20 protein-coding genes are annotated in these 20,093 nt (G+C 69.8%); 9 read left to right on the top strand and 11 right to left on the bottom strand.

All coding sequences use genetic code 11. From position 1 onward, the window contains the following. The first annotated feature begins 20 nt into the window (after positions 1–20). Complete coding sequence (locus tag FOJ82_RS08660; protein WP_185975694.1) at positions 21–416, top strand: VanZ family protein; 396 nt, start codon at positions 21–23, stop codon at positions 414–416. Positions 417–446: 30 nt separating this feature from the next. On the opposite strand, the gene FOJ82_RS08655 is transcribed toward FOJ82_RS08660, so the two are convergent. Next, on the bottom strand, positions 447–1,331 hold the full coding sequence (locus tag FOJ82_RS08655; protein WP_143938094.1) for a dihydrodipicolinate synthase family protein: 885 nt from the start codon (positions 1,329–1,331) through the stop codon (positions 447–449). A gap of 33 nt (positions 1,332–1,364) precedes the next feature. Beyond that, positions 1,365–1,856, bottom strand: a complete 492-nt coding sequence (locus FOJ82_RS08650; protein ID WP_185975693.1) for an IclR family transcriptional regulator — start codon at positions 1,854–1,856, stop codon at positions 1,365–1,367. 85 nt (positions 1,857–1,941) lie between these two features. On the opposite strand from FOJ82_RS08650, the gene FOJ82_RS08645 reads away from it, so the two are divergent. Both FOJ82_RS08645 and FOJ82_RS08640 read left to right on the top strand, forming a co-directional pair. Next, complete coding sequence (locus FOJ82_RS08645) at positions 1,942–2,475, top strand: hypothetical protein (protein ID WP_143938092.1); 534 nt, start codon at positions 1,942–1,944, stop codon at positions 2,473–2,475. 328 nt (positions 2,476–2,803) lie between these two features. Next, positions 2,804–4,060, top strand: a complete 1,257-nt coding sequence (locus FOJ82_RS08640) for an MFS transporter (RefSeq protein ID WP_143938091.1) — start codon at positions 2,804–2,806, stop codon at positions 4,058–4,060. Here FOJ82_RS08640 and FOJ82_RS08635 read toward each other — a convergent pair. From FOJ82_RS08635 to FOJ82_RS08610, 6 genes are all read right to left on the bottom strand, one after another. Next, positions 4,030–4,686, bottom strand: a complete 657-nt coding sequence (locus tag FOJ82_RS08635) for a hemerythrin domain-containing protein (RefSeq protein WP_143938090.1) — start codon at positions 4,684–4,686, stop codon at positions 4,030–4,032. The two genes, FOJ82_RS08640 and FOJ82_RS08635, sit on opposite strands and share 31 nt — an antisense overlap. A gap of 73 nt (positions 4,687–4,759) precedes the next feature. Then, positions 4,760–5,782, bottom strand: a complete 1,023-nt coding sequence (locus FOJ82_RS08630) for an exo-alpha-sialidase (RefSeq protein WP_143938089.1) — start codon at positions 5,780–5,782, stop codon at positions 4,760–4,762. Beyond that, a complete protein-coding gene (locus FOJ82_RS08625; RefSeq protein WP_143938088.1) occupies positions 5,782–7,281 on the bottom strand; it encodes a tripartite tricarboxylate transporter permease in 1,500 nt (499 codons plus the stop codon). The genes FOJ82_RS08630 and FOJ82_RS08625 overlap by 1 nt, the downstream gene beginning before the upstream one ends. Further along, entirely contained in the window at positions 7,278–7,778 is a 501-nt protein-coding gene (locus FOJ82_RS08620; protein WP_143938087.1) for a tripartite tricarboxylate transporter TctB family protein, read from the bottom strand. The genes FOJ82_RS08625 and FOJ82_RS08620 overlap by 4 nt, the downstream gene beginning before the upstream one ends. A gap of 5 nt (positions 7,779–7,783) precedes the next feature. Beyond that, positions 7,784–8,737: a tripartite tricarboxylate transporter substrate binding protein gene (locus tag FOJ82_RS08615; RefSeq protein ID WP_143938086.1), complete on the bottom strand. Its 954-nt coding sequence runs from the start codon at positions 8,735–8,737 to the stop codon at positions 7,784–7,786. Positions 8,738–8,751: 14 nt separating this feature from the next. Beyond that, complete coding sequence (locus tag FOJ82_RS08610; RefSeq protein ID WP_143938085.1) at positions 8,752–9,612, bottom strand: dihydrodipicolinate synthase family protein; 861 nt, start codon at positions 9,610–9,612, stop codon at positions 8,752–8,754. Positions 9,613–9,727: 115 nt separating this feature from the next. On the opposite strand from FOJ82_RS08610, the gene FOJ82_RS08605 reads away from it, so the two are divergent. The 3 genes from FOJ82_RS08605 (at position 9,728) to FOJ82_RS08595 (ending at position 11,899) form a co-directional block, all read left to right on the top strand. Further along, positions 9,728–10,387, top strand: a complete 660-nt coding sequence (locus tag FOJ82_RS08605; protein ID WP_143938084.1) for a GntR family transcriptional regulator — start codon at positions 9,728–9,730, stop codon at positions 10,385–10,387. 106 nt (positions 10,388–10,493) lie between these two features. Next, the gene (yaaA, locus tag FOJ82_RS08600; RefSeq protein ID WP_143938083.1) at positions 10,494–11,267 is read left to right on the top strand and encodes a peroxide stress protein YaaA; all 774 of its coding nucleotides are present in this window, start codon (positions 10,494–10,496) and stop codon (positions 11,265–11,267) included. Beyond that, complete coding sequence (locus tag FOJ82_RS08595) at positions 11,264–11,899, top strand: DUF6518 family protein (protein ID WP_143938082.1); 636 nt, start codon at positions 11,264–11,266, stop codon at positions 11,897–11,899. The genes yaaA and FOJ82_RS08595 overlap by 4 nt, the downstream gene beginning before the upstream one ends. Here the strand turns inward: FOJ82_RS08595 and FOJ82_RS08590 are convergent. After that, entirely contained in the window at positions 11,883–13,064 is a 1,182-nt protein-coding gene (locus tag FOJ82_RS08590; RefSeq protein ID WP_143938081.1) for a hypothetical protein, read from the bottom strand. The two genes, FOJ82_RS08595 and FOJ82_RS08590, sit on opposite strands and share 17 nt — an antisense overlap. A gap of 100 nt (positions 13,065–13,164) precedes the next feature. Here FOJ82_RS08590 and FOJ82_RS08585 point away from each other — a divergent pair, with 100 nt between their 5' ends. Beyond that, positions 13,165–14,574, top strand: coding sequence for an MBL fold metallo-hydrolase RNA specificity domain-containing protein (locus tag FOJ82_RS08585; protein WP_143938080.1), 1,410 nt, complete (start codon positions 13,165–13,167; stop codon positions 14,572–14,574). Positions 14,575–14,623: 49 nt separating this feature from the next. Continuing rightward, a complete protein-coding gene (locus tag FOJ82_RS08580; protein WP_143938079.1) occupies positions 14,624–15,556 on the top strand; it encodes a 1-phosphofructokinase family hexose kinase in 933 nt (310 codons plus the stop codon). Here the strand turns inward: FOJ82_RS08580 and FOJ82_RS08575 are convergent, their stop codons facing one another. After that, entirely contained in the window at positions 15,557–16,219 is a 663-nt protein-coding gene (locus FOJ82_RS08575) for a pentapeptide repeat-containing protein (RefSeq protein WP_143938078.1), read from the bottom strand. 129 nt (positions 16,220–16,348) lie between these two features. On the opposite strand from FOJ82_RS08575, the gene FOJ82_RS08570 reads away from it, so the two are divergent. Further along, positions 16,349–17,314: an acetylxylan esterase gene (locus FOJ82_RS08570; protein WP_143938077.1), complete on the top strand. Its 966-nt coding sequence runs from the start codon at positions 16,349–16,351 to the stop codon at positions 17,312–17,314. Positions 17,315–17,348: 34 nt separating this feature from the next. On the opposite strand, the gene ppdK is transcribed toward FOJ82_RS08570, so the two are convergent. Then, positions 17,349–19,997, bottom strand: coding sequence for a pyruvate, phosphate dikinase (ppdK, locus tag FOJ82_RS08565; protein WP_143938076.1), 2,649 nt, complete (start codon positions 19,995–19,997; stop codon positions 17,349–17,351). Positions 19,998–20,093: the final 96 nt, after the last annotated feature.

Raw genomic sequence — 20,093 nt, 5'->3', positions numbered from 1 at the left:
CAGCCAAGATAGGGGCAAGCATGAGAACACGAGTGAGCGGCTGGTTACTGGCGGCCGCGCTCGTCGTACACCTCCTGGCCCTCTACCTCCCCGGGTCGCCGGACCCGGGGCCGGATGTCGTGCCGCACCTGGACAAGCTCGTGCACGTCCTGCTGTTCGCGACCCCCGCCCTCCTCATCTGCCGGATCACGTCGAAGTGGTGGCCCATCGTCGCCATGGCAGCCCATGCACCCGTCAGCGAACTGGTGCAGTACCGGTTGGTCCCGCACCGCAGCGGGGACGTCTGGGACCTCGTTGCCGACGCCGTGGGCGTCATCCTGGGGCTGGGGTTGGCATCCCTGGCGGCGCGTCGCGACGCGGGAGCGTCTCCCAAGTTGGGTCTCCCGTACGGTGAAGGACTGGAGCAACCACGCTGAACGCCGGCGGAGCACACGCCGGGGCGCGACTCAGGGCCGGGCGATCCCCAGCCGGTCCAGAGTGTCCTCGAGGACCGCGACCTGCTCCGGGCTCGGCTCGTCGAGGGCCACGCGCACGGGCCCGGCGGGGACGCCTTGCAGGTCCAGCGCCTTCTTGACGAGCGCGAAGTTGACGCCCTCACAGGCCGTCACGACGTGCTGCACGTCGTCCTGGGCGCGGGCCACGGCGTCGGCGTCGCCCGAGCGCAGCGCGTCGCGCATGGCAACGAACACCGTCGGGAACGCCGCTGACATCCCGCTGACCGCCCCCAGCGCTCCGCCACGGACGCACTCGGCGAAGGTGGCGTCGTTGCCGGTGAAGACCTCGAAGCCGGGGTCGACCGGATCCAGGTAGGCGAGCGTCTCGTCGGCGGGCAACCCGCTGACCTTGATGCCGGCGAGTCCGGCCCGCACCGTGATGTTGCGCACCTGCTCGGGCGGCAGCGCGACGGTGGTCCGGGACGGGAAGTGGTAGCCGTAGAACTGGCCTCCGCCGATGGAGTCGAGCTCGGTGTAGTAGTCCGCCAGCGCGTCGGGATGCGCCACCTCGAAGTAGGGGGTCATGGCGGCGAACCTCGTGGCGCCGACCTCGCGGGCGGCTGCCGTCAGGCGGGCCGCCTGGCGGAGACTGGGCGCACCCGTGTGGGCGATCACCCGATCGGACCCGAACACCCTCACCGCGCTCGCGATCACGGCGGTGCGTTCGCCGTCCTCCAGGGCGATGAACTCGCCGGTGGTTCCGACCGCGAACACGCCGTCGACACCGCTGGCCGCGAGCCAGTGGTGGTACTCGTCGGCCAGGCCGGGGTCGAAGTCACCGGTGTCGGTGAACGGGGTGGTTGAGGCGGTGTAGAGCTGTGCGTCTTTGGCAGCCACTGCTGATCTCCTGTTCGGGTTTCGGCTCCCACACTAGGGGGCCCGGTAGCCAAGCTGTGCCGAGAGTTCCGCCGCGGCAGCAAGCACGGGCGCAGCCCACTCGGCGTCGGAGCGGCTGATCCAGCGGACGTCGGGGACGGACGTGCTGATGGCCGCGACGACGGCGCCCTGCACGTCGCGCACCACCGAGGCCGCGCAGTGCAGCCCGGGCGTGGACTCCCCGTCCTCGATGGCGTAGCCGCGCTCGCGCGTGGTCGCGAGGTCCGCCCGTAGGTCGGGCAGGGTCCGGATGCTCCTCGCGGTCATCACGGGGAGGTCGTCCGGGTCCGGGTAGAGCTCACCGATCTCGACGTCGGTGAGCGCACTGAGCAGCGCCTTGCCGATGCCGGTGCAGTTGGCCGGAAGGCTCTGCCCGATGCCGGATGGGATCTGGAACAGCGCGCGGGCCTCGATCTTGGCGAGGTAGAACACGGAGGCACCCCGCCGGATGCCGACGCTGGCGGTTTCCTGGAGCTCGTCAGACACTTGACATCGAAGTTCGAAAGATTGAAGACGCGTCCAATGCTTCGGACACCAATCCGACATCAGAGACACGAAGGGGTGCTCGGCAATGACGCAAACCGCAGCAATCATCGGGTCGGGCAACATCGGCACCGACCTCATGTTCAAGCTGACCAAGCGCGACGGCAACGTGAAGCTCGCCGCCCTCGTCGGCATCGATCCGAACTCCGACGGCCTCGCCAAGGCACGTGCCCTCGGGCTCGAGGCAATCCACACCGGTGTCGACGGCCTGATCGACTCCCCCGTCTTCGACGACGTCACCATCGTCTTCGACGCCACCTCCGCCGGCGCGCACCACTACAACGCCGAGAAGCTCACCGCGGCCAAGCCCGGCATCCGACTCATCGACCTGACGCCGGCCGCCATCGGCCCCTACTGCGTACCGGTGGTGAACCTCGAGGAGCACATCGACGCGCAGAACCTGAACATGGTCACCTGCGGCGGCCAGGCCACCGTGCCGATCGTCGCCGCCATCTCCTCCGTCGCCAAGGTGCACTACGCCGAGATCGTCGCCTCGATCAGCAGCCGCTCCGCCGGCCCCGGCACCCGCGCGCCGCCCTCTTCGGTGGCCCGCTGCCCCTGATCGCCACCGCCCTGCTCGCCTCGTACGGCAGCTACATCCCGATCGGCCTGGTGATCATCGCCTTCGGTGTCATCTCGCTCGTGGCGCTGGCATTCACCAAGGACCGCACGGGCCAGCCGCTCGACGACTGACTCCCACCTCCCCTTCACGACTGGTCCCCGGTACCGCCCGCACGCGGTGCCGGGGACCAGTCGTTCCCCAGGGGCGACCATCCCGGGAACTGGCGTACACTGGGTCCGTCCGTGCGAGCAATCGAACGGACCCTCGCCTGCTCCTGGTGTGTGTGACCATCGGGACCCTTGCGGGAAATCGACCTCGGAGCACTCCCGTGCAAACCTCACCACTTCGCGCCCTGGCGCACTACAGGATCCTGCCCAAGATCTCGTCCGGACGGGCCATGGTGCTGGCGGTTGCCGCCCGCGCGCCATTCGCCATGATCCCGCTCGGAGTCATGACCGCCATCACCGCCGCCACGGGTTCCGTGGCGACCGGCGGCCTTGCGACGGGGATCGTCTCGATGGCCACCGCAGTCGCCTCCCCCCTGATCGGACGCTGGGCGGACCGCCGCGGCCAGCGCTTCGTCCTCACCCTGCTCACCCCGCTCAACGGTCTCGCGCTGCTCTGCCTGCTCGCTGCCGCCCTGCGCGGCTGGGGCGGGCCGCCCCTGTGGCTGGCCTGCCTCGCCGTCGGGCTCACCTCCCTACCGATCGGCTCCTTCACCCGCGCCAGGTGGGTTGGCGCGGCCACCGATCCCCGGGACCTGTCCACGGCCTTCTCCTACGAGTCCACGGTTGACGAGTTGGTGTTCGTCCTCGGACCGGCGCTCGTGGGCCTCGCCGCTTGGGCCGCCGTTCCGGCGGCCCCCCTCGCGCTCGCGGCCGCGCTGGTGCTCGCGGCAGGGATCCCGTTCGCGACGACAGCGCCGGCAACTGACCCCGTCGCACTCTCGGAGTCGGGAACGGCCCCGGTCCACCCGCCCATCCTGCGGGTCCTGGCCGCCGTCGCACCGGCGATCGTCGTGATGGTCTGCATCGGAACCTTTTTCGGTTCCGTCCAGGCTGCGGTCACTGAGCGCAGCACCCTCCTCGGCTCCCCCGGCCAGGCGGGCCTCGTCTATGCCCTGATGGGGGTGGGTTCCGCCCTGACAGCGCTGCTCGTGGTCATGGTCCCCCAGAATGTCCGGCTGTCGACGCGGTTCCTCGTCGGCGGCATCGGCATGGTGGTGTTCATCTCGATCACCGCGATGCAGGGAACGCTCGCGCTGACCGCCGTCGGACTGCTCCTGGTCGGCCTGTTCATCGGTCCCACCATGGTGACCGCGTTCACCCTCGCCGAGGCCACCAGCCCCAGCGGTGGCATCGGCGTGGCGATGACCGCAATCGGTTCCTCAGTGATCGTCGGTGTCTCCATCGGAGCCACCCTCGGTGGCGCGCTGACCACCCGTGCCGACAGCATCGGCGCGTTCGCAGTGGCCATGGCGGCAGGCATCGTCATCGTCGTCATGGCGCTGGTGGTGCGGCATGGGTCCGCACTCGAAGCGGACCCGTCCGGACTTCAGCTCGATTCCAGCAGTTCACGCCGGTAGGACTCGTACCTGCGCCTGCCGAATCCGCGCCAGACCCAACGGACCGGCGGGGGCAGGTGCTTGCGCAGCCACTCGTCCCCACCGTCTGGCTGCGCCGCCAGGATCTGCCCCAGCATCGGGAATGCGTAACCTCTGGGCGTGGCCCTGCGCCCGTGGGCGGAGGCGTCATCCATCACCTTCTGCACGAACACCTCTTCCATCACCGGCACGACGTTGCCCTCCTCGTCGGGCAGGTGCACAGCGAGCGCGGCGTTGATGCCGACAAGCGCTTCGAGGACCGGATCCGCCTCGGAGGCCCGGCCACTGCTGCGCCAGGCTGGCAGCGCGGCATCGAGTGCCTCGAGATGGAGGAGCATCTCCGCATGCTGCTGCCTCATCCGGTCAACGTGGAGGGTGCAACCCGGTGCCCGTTGGACCAGCGGGTCCCACATCCGCTCGTCCTCGAACTCGTGGTGAGCGTGCAGGGACCGCGAGAGTGCGTGGAGGTGGGCCCCCACCCGGTCGGCGTGGGCAGCATCACCCTGCCTGACGCGACCCACGAGGTCACCACCCTCCCCGAAGGATGACTTGAAGAAGCGGTGGATCTCGGCCATACCGCTGGCGTCGCAGGGCATCATTGCCTCCATTCAGGGGCACCCCCTGCGCCCACGCTTCACAGCGTAAGTCGGCATGCCCACCCCGGCAAGGGGGCGATGCGCATCAGTTGGTGATGCTCGCGAGAGCGACCCGATGCAGTGCGATGCTCCTGCGCTCGACGGTGTGGGTGATCCACAGGTCCGATCGCACGACCTGCATCGAGGGGTAGGAGTACTCGCCCTCACCTGTGGTGACCACCCCGGTCGCCGCGGCCGCGGAAGGAGCACCTGTGCCTGTGGGTGCCGCAGGCCCACCGACGGCGCCGTCGACGACCACGGCGACCTGCCGCCATGACTCTCCAGCATCCCGGGACTCCGACAGGACCAGGCGTGAACGCGCACCCCAGTCATCGGAGGCGTCGTTGTGGCACACGACGATGCGGCCGTCGGCCAGCGCCGCCGCAGCGATCCCGCTGTTGTTGTTCGGCAGGGTGCTCGGCTGCAGCGTCGGCCACGAGTACGGGTCCCGGGTCACGCTTCGGTGGACCGAGCCGCCGCTGCTGCGGGTCAGGACCACCAGTCGGGCATCGGGCAGCACAACTAGGGAGGGCTGGATGCAGCCGGCGCCCCGCACCGCGGAGTGGTCCAGCGGCAGCGGCACCTGCTCCCAGGTCAGTCCGCCGTCGCTGCTCACGTCCAGGAAGGAGTCCCACCTCGGCGGCTCCCAGACCTCGACGGAGCCGGGCGCGAGCCATAGCCCACCCAGCAGTAGTGGGGCCTGCCGCACGGGGCCGCGGCCACCGGACCGGTCGCCCGGCACCAGCTCCGTCGGCGCGCTCCAACTGTGGCCACCGTCACCACTCGTGCACACCCACGTGGTCCACTCGTCGATCCGGTGCCCGCGCTTGAAGAACAGCCAGGTGCGCCCGTCGGGTCCGTCGGCGAGCACGGGGTTCCAGTGCGGGAGGTCATCGTCCGGGGCGATCGGCCGGATGGTGGCGTCGTCGGAGGTCAGGACGTGGACCGTGCTGTCGGGGGAGCCCTCGTGGGCGCCCGCGAACCAGGCCACGACGTGGTCCCCGGAGGGCCTGACCAGCAGCGAGCTGGCGTGCACCTGGATGCCGGGAGCCGGCTCGAACAACAGCATCAGACTGCCGTGGGGGCGCGCCTGGCTGCCCGGTTCTTCAGGCGCTTGCTGATGATCGGCCAGAACAGGGACCCGATGGCCAGGGCCAGCAGCACGGTGGCGATGGGCCGGTTGGTGAGGAACTCGATCGGCTCGCCGATGAGCATCGCCCGGCGGAGGTTCGCCTCGGCGAGCGGTCCCAGGAGGAATCCGAGCACGACCGGCCCGGCCGGGATGCCGACCCGCCGCAGCAGCAGTCCGACGAGGCCGAACAGCAGCATCTGGACGGCGGTGAGGACGTTGTTGGTGGTGGCGTAGGTGCCCACCAGGCAGAACACGAGGATGATGCCCCAGATCCACTGCGGCTGGAGGTCGAGCAGCTTGGTCATGCCCTTGGTCCGCAGGAGGCTGACGATGGTGGAGGCGATGGTGGCGAACAGCATGATCGCGACGATGGTCACGATGATGTCCGGGCGGCGCTCGAACAGCGACGGGCCCGGCTGGATGCCCCAGATGATCATGGAGCCGAGCATGATGGCCATCACCGAGTCGCCCGGGATGCCGAGGGACAAGGTGGTGGTCACGGCGCCGCCGAGCGTGGAGCTGGAGGCGGTGTCCGATCCCGCGAGCCCCTCGATGGAGCCCTTCCCGAACTCCTCGGGGTGCTTGGAGATAGCCTTCGCGCGGTTCCATCCCACGAGGCCGGCGATGTCACCGCCGGCGGCCGGGATGACGCCGATGAGGACCCCGAGGCCGCCGGACTGGGCCATCGGCCTGGCGACGCGCTTCAGCTCGCCCTTCGTGGGCCACCAGCGGCCCAGCGAGGAGATGGGCCTGATCTTGTGCTCGTGGTGGGTGAGGATCTGGTCCAGGACCTCGGTGATCCCGAACAGGCCGATGATCAGGGCGATGAAGTTGAACCCGCCCGTCAGCTCGGCCTGGCCGAACGCGAAGCGGGCGTCGCCCGTGATGGGGTCCAGGCCCATGATGGCCAGCGCTATGCCGAGCAGACCGGCGAAGATGCCCTTGGCAAGGGAGTTCGAGGCGATGGAGATGATGACGGTCAGGCCGAAGCACACCAGGGCGAACATCTCGAACGGCCCGAACCGCAGCGCGAACGCCGCGATGGGTTGCGCCAGGAAGACCAGGACCAGCATCGACATCAGGATGCCGACCGTGGTCGCGATCGCCGAGATCGACAGCGCGAGGCCGGCCTGGCCCTTGCGCGCCATGGGGTAGCCGTCGAGCGTCGTCGCGACGGCGGCCGGTGTGCCGGGGGTGTTGACGAGGATCGAGGGGATCCGGTCCCCGTACTGGGCGGAGACGTAGATCGCGAGCAGCATCGCGAGACCCTGGGCCGGTTCCAGCGTCAGGGTGAAGCTGGTGGCCAGCGCGACGGCCATCGAGATGGTGATGCCTGGGAAGACCCCGACGAGCAGGCCCAGGCCCAGCCCGATCAGGAAGCACAGGATCGCCGTCGGCTCGGCGAGGGCTGACAGCCCTTCGAGGATGGGGTTCACAGCGGCACCTTCAGCAGCAGTCGGAACACCAGGTAGAGCAGGGTGGCGATGATGGCCGGGAACAGCAGCAGCGAGGTCCACTTCCGCAGGCCGTAGATCCAGTTGATCGCGACCAGGAACAGGGGCCCCAGCAACAGGAACGTGACCCCGAAGTGCCACAGCACCAGCACGACCGCCAGACCGCCGACAGTGGCGAGCATCTGGGTCCAGCCCCTGCGCCGGGACGGATCCACCTCACGGTCGATCGATACGCCCAGCAGTGCGTTGGCCAGCATCCACACCCCGCTGGCGATGATGCCGACGGCGATCACCGTCGGCCACCACCGCGGGTCGATTCCGCCCGTCTCGTTGCGCAGGGCGATGCCCCGCGCCCCGACGAGCATCAGCACGCCGAAGCCGAGGACCACCCCTGCCGCCACCTTCTCCATCGCGGGGGCAGTCGCGGCCACGCCGCTGCCGCCGTCGGCGACGCCGGGCTGGTCCTCGGACTCGGTCATTGTCGTCAGCCCTCCAGCAGGCCTGCGAACCGCTCCGCCTCGGACTCGGCGAACTCGGTGAACTCCGCGGAGTCGCGGTAGACGACGAGGTTGCCGCTGCCCGTGATGATCTCCTGGTAGGAGTCCTGTTCGACCGCCTCGGCGATGGCGCTCTCCAGCGTCTCGTGCACGTCCTCGGGCAGGCCCTTGGGTGCGTAGATGCCGCCCCAACCACCGATCTCGATGTCGTAGCCCTGCTCGGCTGCCGTGGGCACGTCGGGGATCTCGGGGTGGCGCTCGGAGTGGAAGATGGCCAGCACCTTGAGCTTGCCGTCGGCCAGGTTCTGCTTGACCTCATTGACACCGGAGGCGGCTGCGTCGACCTGGCCACCGAGCACGGCCGCGACGGCGGGAGCGCCGCCGTCGAACGGCACCGGCTTGATCTGGGCGCCCGTCTCGTCGGCGAGGCTGGCCCCGGCGAGCTCCCAGATGGAGCCCGCGCCGGAGTTGGCGACGGTCATCTCCTTGTCCTGGGCGGCCGCGACGAACTCCTCGAGCGTGTTGTACGGGCTGTCCGCCGGCACCGAGAGGACGCCGGGACCGAGCATGATCTGCCCGAGCATGTCGTAGTCGCTGGGGTGGACGTCGTAGTTCATGGACCCCAGCATCGCGATCTCCACCGGGCCGAAGCCGATGGTGTAGCCGTCGGCGGGCTGGTCCTTGACGTGGAGCATGGCGGTGGAACCGGACGCGCCGGGCCGGTTCTCGACGACGATCGAGACGCCGAGGATGGGCTCGAGGGCCGTGGCGAGGGCTCGCGACGACAGGTCGGAGCCGCCGCCGGCGGCGGCCTGGACGATCAGGGTGATGTCCTTGGTGGGGAACTCGCTGTCCCCACCTTCCTCGCCGGTACCGCCGCTGCACGCCCCGAGGGCGAGCGCGGCCGCGGCCACGGTTGCGATGAGAGTTCTGCGCTTCATGGTGTGTCTCCTTATCACTGGTTTGCCAGGTCGACGGCTGCGGCGATCCTGGTCATGGTTTGCCCGTCGGGCTGGTCGATGGACATCCGGCAGGGTTCGCCGTTGTCCAGTCCCTGCAGGTGCAGGGCGTGCTTGAGGTTCGCGATGCTGCTGCCCAGCACGGGCACCACCTGCGCGATCACGGCCTGTGCGGCCACGGCGGCGGCCTCGTCACCGTCGCGCATGGCGTCTCGCAGTGCGGCCCACGGGCGAGGCGTGGCGCCGCTCACGCCGGAGACGGTGCCGGTTCCACCGGCCCGCATCACGGCGGGGACGTCGGCGTCGTTCCCGGACCACAGCTTGAAGCCCTCGGGGGCGTTGTCGAGGTACTCCACGACGCGCCTGGAGGCCGAGTCAGAAACCTTGATACCTGCGATGCCCGACTTCAGCACCTCGGGCAGGTCGGCCGGCTTGAGGTCCGTCACGGCGACGTCGGGGTAGACGTAGCCGTACAGCTCGCCGCCGCACTCCTCGTTGATGGCGGCCCAGTGCCGCAGGATCCCGCGCGGCGTGGCCGGGATGTAGTACGGGGTGATGGCCGCGTACCGGGTGGCGCCGAGGTCTCGGGCCTGCCTGGTCAGCTCCAGCGCCTGACGGGTGCTGGGCGCACCGACGTGCACCACCACCCGCTGCGGTCCGAAAACCTCCAGGGCCTGGGCCACGAGTGAGCCGTGCTCGGCCGTGGTGAGTGCCGGGTACTCCCCCGTCGTGCCGCCCACGAACACCCCGTCGACGAGGGTGACGAGCCGGTCCAGGTTCGCACGCATCGCGGCACTGTCCACCTCGCCGTCGGTGAACGGCGTGGTGAGTGCCGAGAGGATTTCAGGTGCTGTCATTGGACCCCACTTCGTTGTCGGTCAACCGTTAACGGTTGACGAAACCCTAGCCGTGAGCCGAAGCTGTGTGCAAGCATCTTTGGATAACGTTTGGGTCACGTGAGAGGAGGAAGCCGTGAGTACAGCGGTTCGGACGGTGGCACTGGGAGAGCAGTTGGCCACCCTGCTGCGGGAACGCATAGTCCGGGGCGACGTGCCCGCGGGCACGCACCTGGTGGAGGACGTCCTCGCCGGTGAGCACGGCATCAGCCGCGGCCCGGTCCGGGACGCGCTGCGCACACTGCTGGCCGAGGGACTGCTCGAGTCCCGTCGGCGCGGCTACTTCACCAAGTCGTTCGGACAGGCCGACGTCGACGAGCTCTACGAGATCCGCAAGGCCGCCGAGCACCTCGCCTGCGAACTCGCCATCTCCCGCGGCGGGGCAGCCGAGTGGGACGGGCCACGAGGCGTCCTGGTGGAGATGGCCCGCCACGCCGAGACCGGGAATCGACGCGGCTACGCACAGGCCGACCTCGAGTTCCACACCCGCTTCTACGAGATCTCCGGCAACAGCCGGCTGCTGTCGCTGTGGCACAGGTACATGCCCACCTTCGCGACTCTGCTGGACATCACGAACGCCCAGGACGCGGACCTGCACCCCTCGTTCGAGGACCACACCCTGCTACTGAAACTGGCCGAGGACGGTGACTGGCAAACCTTCCGCGGGGTCCTCGAAGAGCACCTGGCCGGCTCGCACGGCCGGCTGAGCGCCGCCATCTCGGCACCCGGCGCGTAGGGCCGCCGCCGCCCGGATTCCGGCCGTACCCGCCCGTCCCACCTTCGGGGCCGTCCCAACCGGAGGGAGCCTCGCGCGCCCCACGGACATTCCGTATGATCGTCGGATGCTGATCCTCCTCTCGCCCGCGAAGTCACTGGACTTCGAGACGAAGCCGGCCACCCGCAAGCACTCGGAGCCGCGTCTGGTCGCGGAGTCGGAGAAGCTGATCGGCATCATGCGCGAGAAGTCGCCCGCGGACATCTCCAGGCTGATGGACATCTCCGAGGAGCTCGCCACGCTCAACGCCGAGCGGTACTCGAGCTTCGACGCCGAGCACACCCCCAAGAACGCCCGGGCAGCCGTGCTGGCGTTCAACGGCGACGTCTACCAGGGTCTGGCGGCCCCCGATACCTTCGACGCGCGCGACTTCACCGAGGCGCAGAAGACCATCCGCATCCTCTCCGGCCTCTACGGGGTGCTGCGGCCGCTGGACCTGATCCAGCCGCACCGCCTCGAGATGGGCACCAGGCTCACCACCCCGCGGGGGCGGAACCTCTACGAGTGGTGGGGCGACAAGGTGACAGACCAGGTCAAGCGTGACCTCGACTGCTCCCCCGGCGCCGACGTCGTGGTCAACCTCGCCTCCAACGAGTACTTCGGCGTGATCCGCCCGGAGCGCCTCGGCGTCCGCGTCGTCAGCCCCCGCTTCGAGGACCGCGGCCCAAGCGGCGAGCCGCGAGTCGTCTCCTTCTACGCCAAGCGGGCACGCGGGCTGATGGCATCCTGGCTGGTCAAGGACCGCTCCAGGACGCCCTCGCGGGTGTTCGAGTTCAGCGCGGACGGCTACGAACTCGACGACGCCCGCTCCACCAAGGACCAGCCGGTCTTCGTGCGATGAGCCCCGCCGCTACCGCTGGGCCCCCCGCGAACGAGCCCGCCGGCACCGGTGCCCGACGCGTGGGCCTGGTGCTGCTCGCCGCCCTGCTCGCCGGAGTGGTGATCTCCTTCGGGCAGACCGTCGCGCCCGAACCGATCTCACCGCTGTTCAACTCTGCGACGCCGGTGGTCGCGCTGGCCGGAGGGCTGGCGCTGGTCGGACGACGGCTGTGGAGCAACATCGTATTCGGGGCCCTGGCGGGACCGCTCGCGATGGTCGGCTACTACGTCACCACTGCCCTGCGCGACTACGGAGTGTCCATGCGGATGGTGCTGTTCTGGTGTGCGGCCGGGATGGTCAGCGGCGTGGCCATGGGGCTGGCCGTGTGGCTGCTGCGGGGCAACGGATCGCGTTGGTTGCGGGGCGTCGGGGCCGCCGTCCTGCCGGCCACCGCGGTGGGCGAGGCCGCTCACGGAATCGTCCGGATCTCCGACACGACGCCGATCCTCTACTGGTCGGGCCTTGGCGTGCTGGGGCTGGCGCTGCTCGCCTGGCTGGCGGCACGCAGGCTGGACGGCGCCGTCGAACGGGCCGTTGCCGTGGCTGCGACGGCGGTGTTCGCCGTCGTGCTGTTCCTCATCTACGGAGGCTGAACCTCGGCACGTAGCCCGGCTCCGACGGCGTGGCCTCGGTCTCCCCACTGGCACGCCGCAGCCCGATGGCCAGTGAGGCCAGCGCCAGCGCCACCGGCACCGAGGGGATGCGGAACATCTCGTGGGGGTGCAGCAGCGTGAGCCAGCCTAGGCACGCGACCAGGCCGGCCTGCAGGACGACGACGAAACCCAGGGCGTCGCGCCGGTGGAGACCCGCCACGGCCCCGATGGCGAGGACCACGGCGGTGGCAGCGAGCCCGGCGGGGGCCGTGGTCCCGATCTGCATCGAGTACGGGTCCCCCACCCGCAGGTAACTGGCGAACTCGAAGGTCTGGAGCCAGCCCAGGAACGGGAAGCCGATGTTGCCCGCGCTGTAGGCGAGCTGCTCGGCACTGAACCGGGTCCGCACGAAGAAGCTCCAGCCGAAGTACGCGGCCGGCCCGGCTACCAACGCGACGGCTCCGGGCCAGTTGACTGATCGCCCCCGCAGCATGCGGTACGCGGTGTGGAGAAGTAGCGCGAACGGGACGAGGATGAGCTGCTGCTTGAGCAGGCAGGTCACCACCACCAGCGCGGCCAGCACCCAGGCGCTGCCCTTCTCTCCTCGTCCCCACCACAGCAGGATGGCGCAGACCATCGCCAGCTGCATCGGCTCGGTCAGCAGGGTGGTGGAGCTGTAGAGCAGGCCGGGGCTGGCGGCGACGGCCAGACCCCACCAGGCAGACCCACCGCCGCTCGCCACCAGGCGGGACAACAGGTAGCCGGCGCCGAACAGCGAGGCGAGCGTCATGAACCAGAACACCAGCGGCAGGGCAACGGGGTTGCCGAGCGAGAACAACCCCGCGAGCCAGCCCCACAGCGGGCTGCCGTAGCGGTAGCCGGCGAGGTCGATCAGGTCGTGGGCCTGCCCGAGGGCGAACGGGTCGAGGGCGATGGCGTAGTAGTAGACACCGTCGTAGTGCTCCACGCCTGTGACGAACTTGAAGTCGGGATCGAGCTCTCGCACCAGCTGCGCGATGGCGTCGGTGTCGGCGATGTGCAGGAGCTGGCTGACGTGCAGTTCAGGCCAGCGCGACGCCCACTGGGTCAGCGCCGCGACCAGTACGGCCACCGCACCGCAGACCAACGCCACGCCGCGGCCTCCGAGGCGGTGAATGCGGCTCATTCCACGGAGGATACCTGCCGAGGACCGGACGTGGCGGGGGACGGCTGCCGGATCCGACCGAACCCGGGCGCCGGCGCCGGGGGTGCGGCACAGTGGAGGCATGACCGCGCCAGTCACACTTCAGTTCCTCGGAGCCTCAGGCACCGTGACCGGATCCAAGTACCTGGTCGAGGCCGGCGAGCGACGGCTGCTCGTCGACGCCGGCATGTACCAAGGGGCCAAGGAGTTGCGCCTGCGCAACCGCGAGCCCTTCCCCGACGCCAGCACCCTCGACCTCGTCGTCGTCACGCACGCCCACGCCGACCACACCAGCTACCTCCCGGCCCTGGTCAACCAGGGCTTCAGCGGTCCGATCTTCTGCACCCAGGGCACCGCCCGGCTCGCCGAGATCGTGCTGCGGGACTCTGCGTACCTGCAGGAGCTCGAGACCGAGAACGCCATCCGCGGTGGCTACTCCAAGCACGCGCATCCCGAACCGCTCTACACCAAGGCCGACGCCGAGTGGACCATCGAGCTGTTCCAGACCGTCGAGTTCGACACCGACGTGGCCCTCGGGCACGGCGTCGTGGCCCGCTGGACCCGGGCCGGGCACATCCTCGCCTCGGCCTCGGTGAACGTCACCATCGACGGCGTGGCAGTCCTGTTCTCCGGCGACCTCGGGCGCGAGTCCCATCCCGTCGTCCGCCACCGCGACACCCCGCCCGGCGCGCGGTGGGTGCTGTGCGAGTCCACCTACGGAGACCGCGAGCACGAGGACCCGGCCGTGGCCCACGTCGCCATGGCCGACGCGATCACCCGCACGGTGGCCCGCGGCGGCTCGGTGGTCATCCCCGCCTTCGCGATCGACCGCACCGAGGCCGTCCTGCACGCGCTCGTCGCCCTGCAGCGCGAGGGCCGCATCCCAGAAGTGCCGGTGCTCGTCGACGGACCGATGAGCATGAGGGCGCTCGACGTCTACCGGGACATGCCCGAGGAGCTCGCCGAGGGCGTCACCGTCGAGGACTTCCTGGGCCTCCGACGGCTCGAGGAGGTCCGAACCAGCCGCCAGTCGCGCAAGGCGCGCGACGAGAAGGGCTCGCGGATCATCATCTCGTCCTCGGGGATGCTCGAGGGCGGCCGCGTCCTGAGCTGGCTGCAGAAGCTGCTGCCCGACGAGAAGAACTGCGTGGTCATCGTCGGCTACCAGGGCGAGGGCACGCGCGGTCGCGACATCATCGAGGGTGCCCGCCACGTCAAGATCAACGGCCGACACGTCCCCGTGCGGGCCGAGATCGTCGACGAGAACGGGTTCTCCGCCCACGCTGGCGCCTCCGAACTGGTGTCCTGGGTGGCGGCCCTGGACCCCCGCCCCGAGACGGTGTTCCTGGTCCACGGCGAGCCCGGGTCGGCCGCCGCACTGGAGGAGCGGATCGAGACGGAGCTCGGGATCACCACGGTGGTGGCCCGGCACGGGGAGAAGGTGCTGCTCAGCGAGCCGGTCGACGAGGACCTCGAGGACTCCGAGGAGTAGCCCCGCCCGGACCCCACCGGCACCGGCGGCGAGCAATAGGCTGTGGGGCGTGGGAACCCTGCGCACCGTCACCCTGAACACCGGCTTCGACGACTACTACACCGTCACCGGGATGAGTTGGGGAGGGCTCGGGAGGATGCAGGACTTCCGGTCCGTGTGCTCCGGCAAGGGCGTCAGCTGCGCGCGCGCCGCGCTCGCGCTGGGGCTGCCGGTCAAGGCCTACGCGCTGGTGGGGGCCGACGACATCGCCCACTACTCCGAGCGGTTGGCCGAGGAGCACCTCGACCACCATCTCGTCGCCGTGCCGGGCAGCACCCGACACAACCTGACCCTCGTCGACGGCGAGGGCAGGCAGGTGGCCGCCCACTTCGTCGCCAAGGGGTTCACGCTCGAGGGACCCGAGGCCGTCGCGCCGCTGTTCGAGCGCCTGCTGGCTGACCTGGAGCCCGACGACGTGGTCACCCTCAACGGCTCCACGCCGTCGGGCTTGCCGGACGACACCTGGGCCGCACTGGCGCGGGCCTGTCGCGAGCGGGGCGCGCGGGTCGTCGTCGATGCCCAGCAGGCCGCCTTCCGCGCCGCCCTCGCGGTGCCCGGGCTGACGGCGTTCAAGCCCAACGACGACGAGATCGTCGCCCTGCCCGGGGTGGCGGAGGTCGAGCCCGGGGAGCGGGTGGGTCTCGCGCTGGGGCAACTCGCCGCCACCGGCGTGCGGATTCCGCTGGTGAGCCTCGGGGCGCGGGGAGTGGCCGTCCTGCGCGGCGACGAGGTGGTCACCATGGCGTGCCCGGTGGAGAACCCGATCCAGTCGGTGATGGCGGGGGACGCGTTCGTCGCGGGCCTGGTGTGGGGACTGCTCGAGGAAGCCGACGACGAGGGCTGCATCCGCCACGGGCTCGCCGCGGCCGCCGCGCACGTGGCAGGCCTCAGCGGCGCTGCCCTGCGGGAGCGGGCGGTGGCCAACCTCGCCCTCGCGGGCTGATCACGCCAGCCTGATCTTCAGTTCCGCCGCGATCTGCGGAGCGAGGAACATCAGCTGTTCCTCCGACATCGTGGCGCCGCCCAGCCAGGTCCAGCCGCTCACCGAGGACAGCTCCGCGCCGCTGAGGTCGAAGTCGGCCACCTTGGAGTTGTGGACGGTGAGGCTGCCGATCCGGCTGCCCGGGAACGAGACCCGCTTCGCGTCGGCCTGCAGCAGGTCGAGCTCGTCGATGACGCAGTCGGTGAAACAGAAGTCGAGCAGCTTCGACCCGCGCAGGTTCAGGTAACTGATGCGACAGCCCTTGAAGTGGACGGCGCGGGCGTCGAGGTCGAACGCCTCGATGGCTCCGAGCCTTCCGCCGTCGAACTCGACGTCACGCCAAGCCGCGCGCGCCGACCTCACCACCGGCGCCGCCGTCTGCTGGAACCTGGTCTCCACCAGCCGCGACGACGCGAACACCAGCTCGTCCACCACCACGTCCGAGAACAGCGAGCCGTTGACGACGCTGCCCTTGCCGAGATCGAGCCGCTCCGCACGGATGTCCGCGTAGCGCAGGCCGTAGATGTCGGTGTTGGGCTCCAACAGCGACCGCGAACCCTCGCTGAGCTCACCGAAGGAAAGCGCTCTGAGCTGCGGGGGCCTGGGGGCGTCGGATGCTCGCATCCCCCCACCCTAGGGGCGGCCACGGACAAGGGGAGCCGAGGCCTTGGTGACCACCACCCCTCGGCGCCACCCGACCGACAAGGAGCGGGACGGTGTCGCGGGCACCGCCGCGATCAGTAATCTTCTGCCATGCCATTGACTGACCTGACGCTCGCCGAGCTGCGCGAGTTCCGCCCCGACGTCGCCGAGCCCGCCGACTTCGACGCCTTCTGGACCCGCACCCTCGAGGAGTCCCGCGCTGCGGGCGGGGAGGCCACGCTCACGCCGGCCACGACCCCCGTGAACCAGCTCGTCGTCGAGGACCTCACCTTCCCAGGGTTCAACGGCGAGCCCATCCGCGCGTGGGTCACGCGCCCGCGCACCGACTCCCCGCTCCCGGCCGTGATCGAGTACATCGGCTACAACGGCGGGCGCGGCCTGCCGGGCGAGCGGCTGCAGTGGGCCGCCGCAGGCTACGTGCACGTGCTGATGGACACCCGCGGCCAGGGCAGCGCCTACGGCGGAGGCGGCCACACCCCCGACCCGCACGGCTCGGAGGGTTCGGTGGCCGGCTGGATGACCAAGGGCATCAGCAGCCCGGACACCTATTACTACCGTCGCGTCTACACCGACGGCGTGCGCCTCGTCGACGCGGTGAGGCAGTTCCCCTTCGTGGACCCCGACAGGATCTCCGTGACCGGCGGCAGCCAGGGCGGCGGCATCTCGGTGGCGGTCGCGGGCCTGTCGGGGGACGTGTTCGCGGTCATGCCAGACGTGCCGTACCTGGCGCACTTCCAGCGCGCGGTGGAGCTCACGCCGCAGCTGCCGTTCACGGAGGTCACGCAGTACCTGTCGGTGCACCGTGACCGGGAGGACGTCGTGTTCAACACGCTGTCCTACTTCGACGGCGTGAACTTCGCCCGTCGCATCAAGGCCCCGAGCCTGTACTCGGTGGCGCTGATGGACCCGATCGTGCTGCCGTCGACGGTGTTCGCCTCCTACAACCACGTCCCGGCCGCGGACAAGGAGATCGCCGTCTACAAGTACAACGGGCACGAGGGCGGCCAGATCCACCAGTGGGTGCGCCAGACGCAGTGGCTGGCGGAGCGCCTCTGACCCGTACCGGGGGCAGAGGCGCGTGCCGGTCAGCTCACTTCTGGTTCAGCACCGCCTTCGCCGCCGCGAACCTGGCGATCGGGACGCGGAACGGGGAGCAGGACACGTAGTCGAGCCCGACGGAGTTGAAGAACTCAACCGAGTCCGGGTCTCCCCCGTGTTCCCCACAGACGCCGGTCTTGAGGCCCGGCTTCGTGCTGCGTCCCTTGTCCACGCCCATCTGGACCAGCTGACCGACGCCGTCGACGTCGATAGTCTCGAACGGGTTGCGCTCCAGCACGTGGTCCATGATGTAGTTCGTCAGGAACCCGTTCTCGGCGTCGTCGCGGGAGATGCCGATGGTGGTCTGGGTGAGGTCGTTGGTGCCGAAGCTGAAGAAGTCGGCGTGCTCGGCGATCTGGTCGGCGAGCAGCGCGGCCCGGGGCAACTCGATCATCGTGCCGATCGTGTAGTCCAGCTCCCGCCCGGCCTGGGCCAGCTCGTCGGCCACCGTCTTCTCGACGATGGCCCGCTGTGCCGAGAGCTCCTGCGTGAGCGCGACCAGGGGGATCATGATCTCCACCTTGACCGTCTCGCCCTCGCGGTCGAGCACAGCCAGCGCAGCCCGCACGATGGCCCGGGTCTGCATCTCCGGAATCTCCGGGTAGAGCATTGCGAGCCGGCAGCCGCGGGTGCCGAGCATCGGGTTCTGCTCGTGCAGCCGCTTCACCTGGGAGAGGGTCTCCCTCGCGTCGGCGAGCTCCGCGCCGTCGTTCCCGGCGGTCTCCAGCCGCTGCACCAGCAGCGACTGCTCCACGAGGTTGGGCAGGAACTCGTGCAGCGGCGGGTCGAGCAGCCGCACGGTCACCGGCAGGCCCTTCATAGCCGTGAACACGCCCTCGAAGTCCGACTGCTGCATCGGCAGGATCTCCGCGAGCGCCTCGGCGCGCTGGGCCTGGTTGTCGGCCAGGATCATGCGACGCACCGCCGGCAGCCTGTCGGCGGCCATGAACATGTGCTCGGTGCGGCACAGGCCGATGCCCTCGGCGCCCAGCTCGCGGGCCTTCGTCGCGTCCTCGAAGTTGTCCGCGTTTGCCCGCACGCCCAGGCGGCGGACCTCGTCGGCCCATGCGACGACGCGCTCGAAGTCCTCGTTGATCTGCGGCGGGATCAGGTCCAGCGCCTCGCCGTAGACGTCACCGGTCGAGCCGTCGAGGGTGATGACGTCGCCCTCGTTCAGCACCCGGTCGCCGATGGTCAGGGTCCGGGCCTTGACGTCGATCTTGATGCCACCGGCGCCGGCCACGCAGGGCTTGCCCATGCCGCGCGCGACGACGGCCGCGTGCGAGGTCATGCCGCCGTGCGCGGTCAGGATGCCCTGGGCGACGATGACACCGTGGATGTCGTCGGGTGTGGTCTCGTAGCGCACCAGCACCACGGGCTCGCCCTTGCCGCCGCGCTCGGCGGCGGTGTCGGCGTCGAACACGACCTCACCGACGGCGGCGCCCGGGGACGCGGGCAGGCCCTTGGCGATCGGGGTCCGGCCGTGCGCGGGGTCAATGGCCGGGTGCAGCAGCTGGTCCAGCTGGGACGGTTCGATCCGGCCGAGGGCCTCGTGCTGGGTGAGCACGCCCTCGTCGACCAGGTCCGAGGCCACCTTCAGCGCGGCGGCGGCGGTGCGCTTGCCGTTGCGCGTCTGGAGCAGGAAGAGCCGACCGTTCTCGACGGTGAACTCCATGTCCTGCATGTCCTTGTAGTGGGCCTCCATCTTGGCCATCGTCGCGATCAGCTCGTCGTAGGCCTCGGGCAGCACGTCGCGCATCTCCGCCAGCGGGCGGGGGGTGCGGATGCCGGCGACGACGTCCTCACCCTGCGCGTTGACGAGGAACTCGCCGTAGAGGGACTTCTCGCCGGTGGAGGGGTCGCGGGTGAAGCAGACGCCGGTGGCCGACGTGTCGCCGCGGTTGCCGAAGACCATCTGCATCACGTTCACGGCGGTGCCGAGTTCGGCCGAGATGTTGTTGGCGCGGCGGTAGACGTCCGCGCGGGGGTTGAGCCAGGACCGGAACACGGCGTCGACGGCGCGGTGCAGCTGCTCGCGCGGGTCCGAGGTCCACTCGCCGCCGAGGTGTTCCGCGGAGATCTCCTTGAACGTGGCGACGAGTCCCTTGAGGTCCTCGGCCGTCAGGTCGGTGTCCTGCTCGACGCCGCGCTCGGCCTTCAGCCCCGTCAGCGCGTCCTCGTAGAGGTAGGCGGGCACCTCCTCCACGACTTCGCCGTACATCTGGATGAAGCGGCGGTAGCAGTCCCAGGCGAACCGTTCGTTGCCGGACTCCTGCGCGACCGCCGCCACGGACTCGTCGGACATCCCGAGGTTGAGGATCGTGTCCATCATTCCCGGCATCGAGACCACCGCACCGGAGCGCACGGAGACCAACAGCGGGTTGCTGCTGCCCCCGAGTACCTTGCCGGTGCGTTCCTCGAGCCGGGCGAGACCCTCCTCGATCTCCTCCCGCAGCCCGTCGGGCCACCGGCCGTCGCGTTTGGTCGCCTCGATGCATGCCTCGGTGGTTACCGTGAAGGCGTCCGGGACCGGAACCCCCACGCGGGCCATCTCCGCAACGCCGGCGCCCTTGCCACCCAGCAGTGGCTTCATCGAGGCGTCGCCTTCGGAGAGGTCGTAGATGAAACGCTTCTCAACCATTTGATCTCCTTCGACCACATCTTGGGACCTCGTCGTCCCCTGTCAGCCACCCTATGACCTCGCAACCCCGTTGGAGAGGCGGGGTCGAATAATTGC

The organism is Tessaracoccus rhinocerotis, assembly GCF_007197885.1.
In the GTDB taxonomy this organism is placed as follows: domain Bacteria; phylum Actinomycetota; class Actinomycetes; order Propionibacteriales; family Propionibacteriaceae; genus Arachnia; species Arachnia rhinocerotis.
Note: the sequence above shows the minus strand (reverse complement) of the source record. Positions and strands in the feature narration are given on the sequence as shown.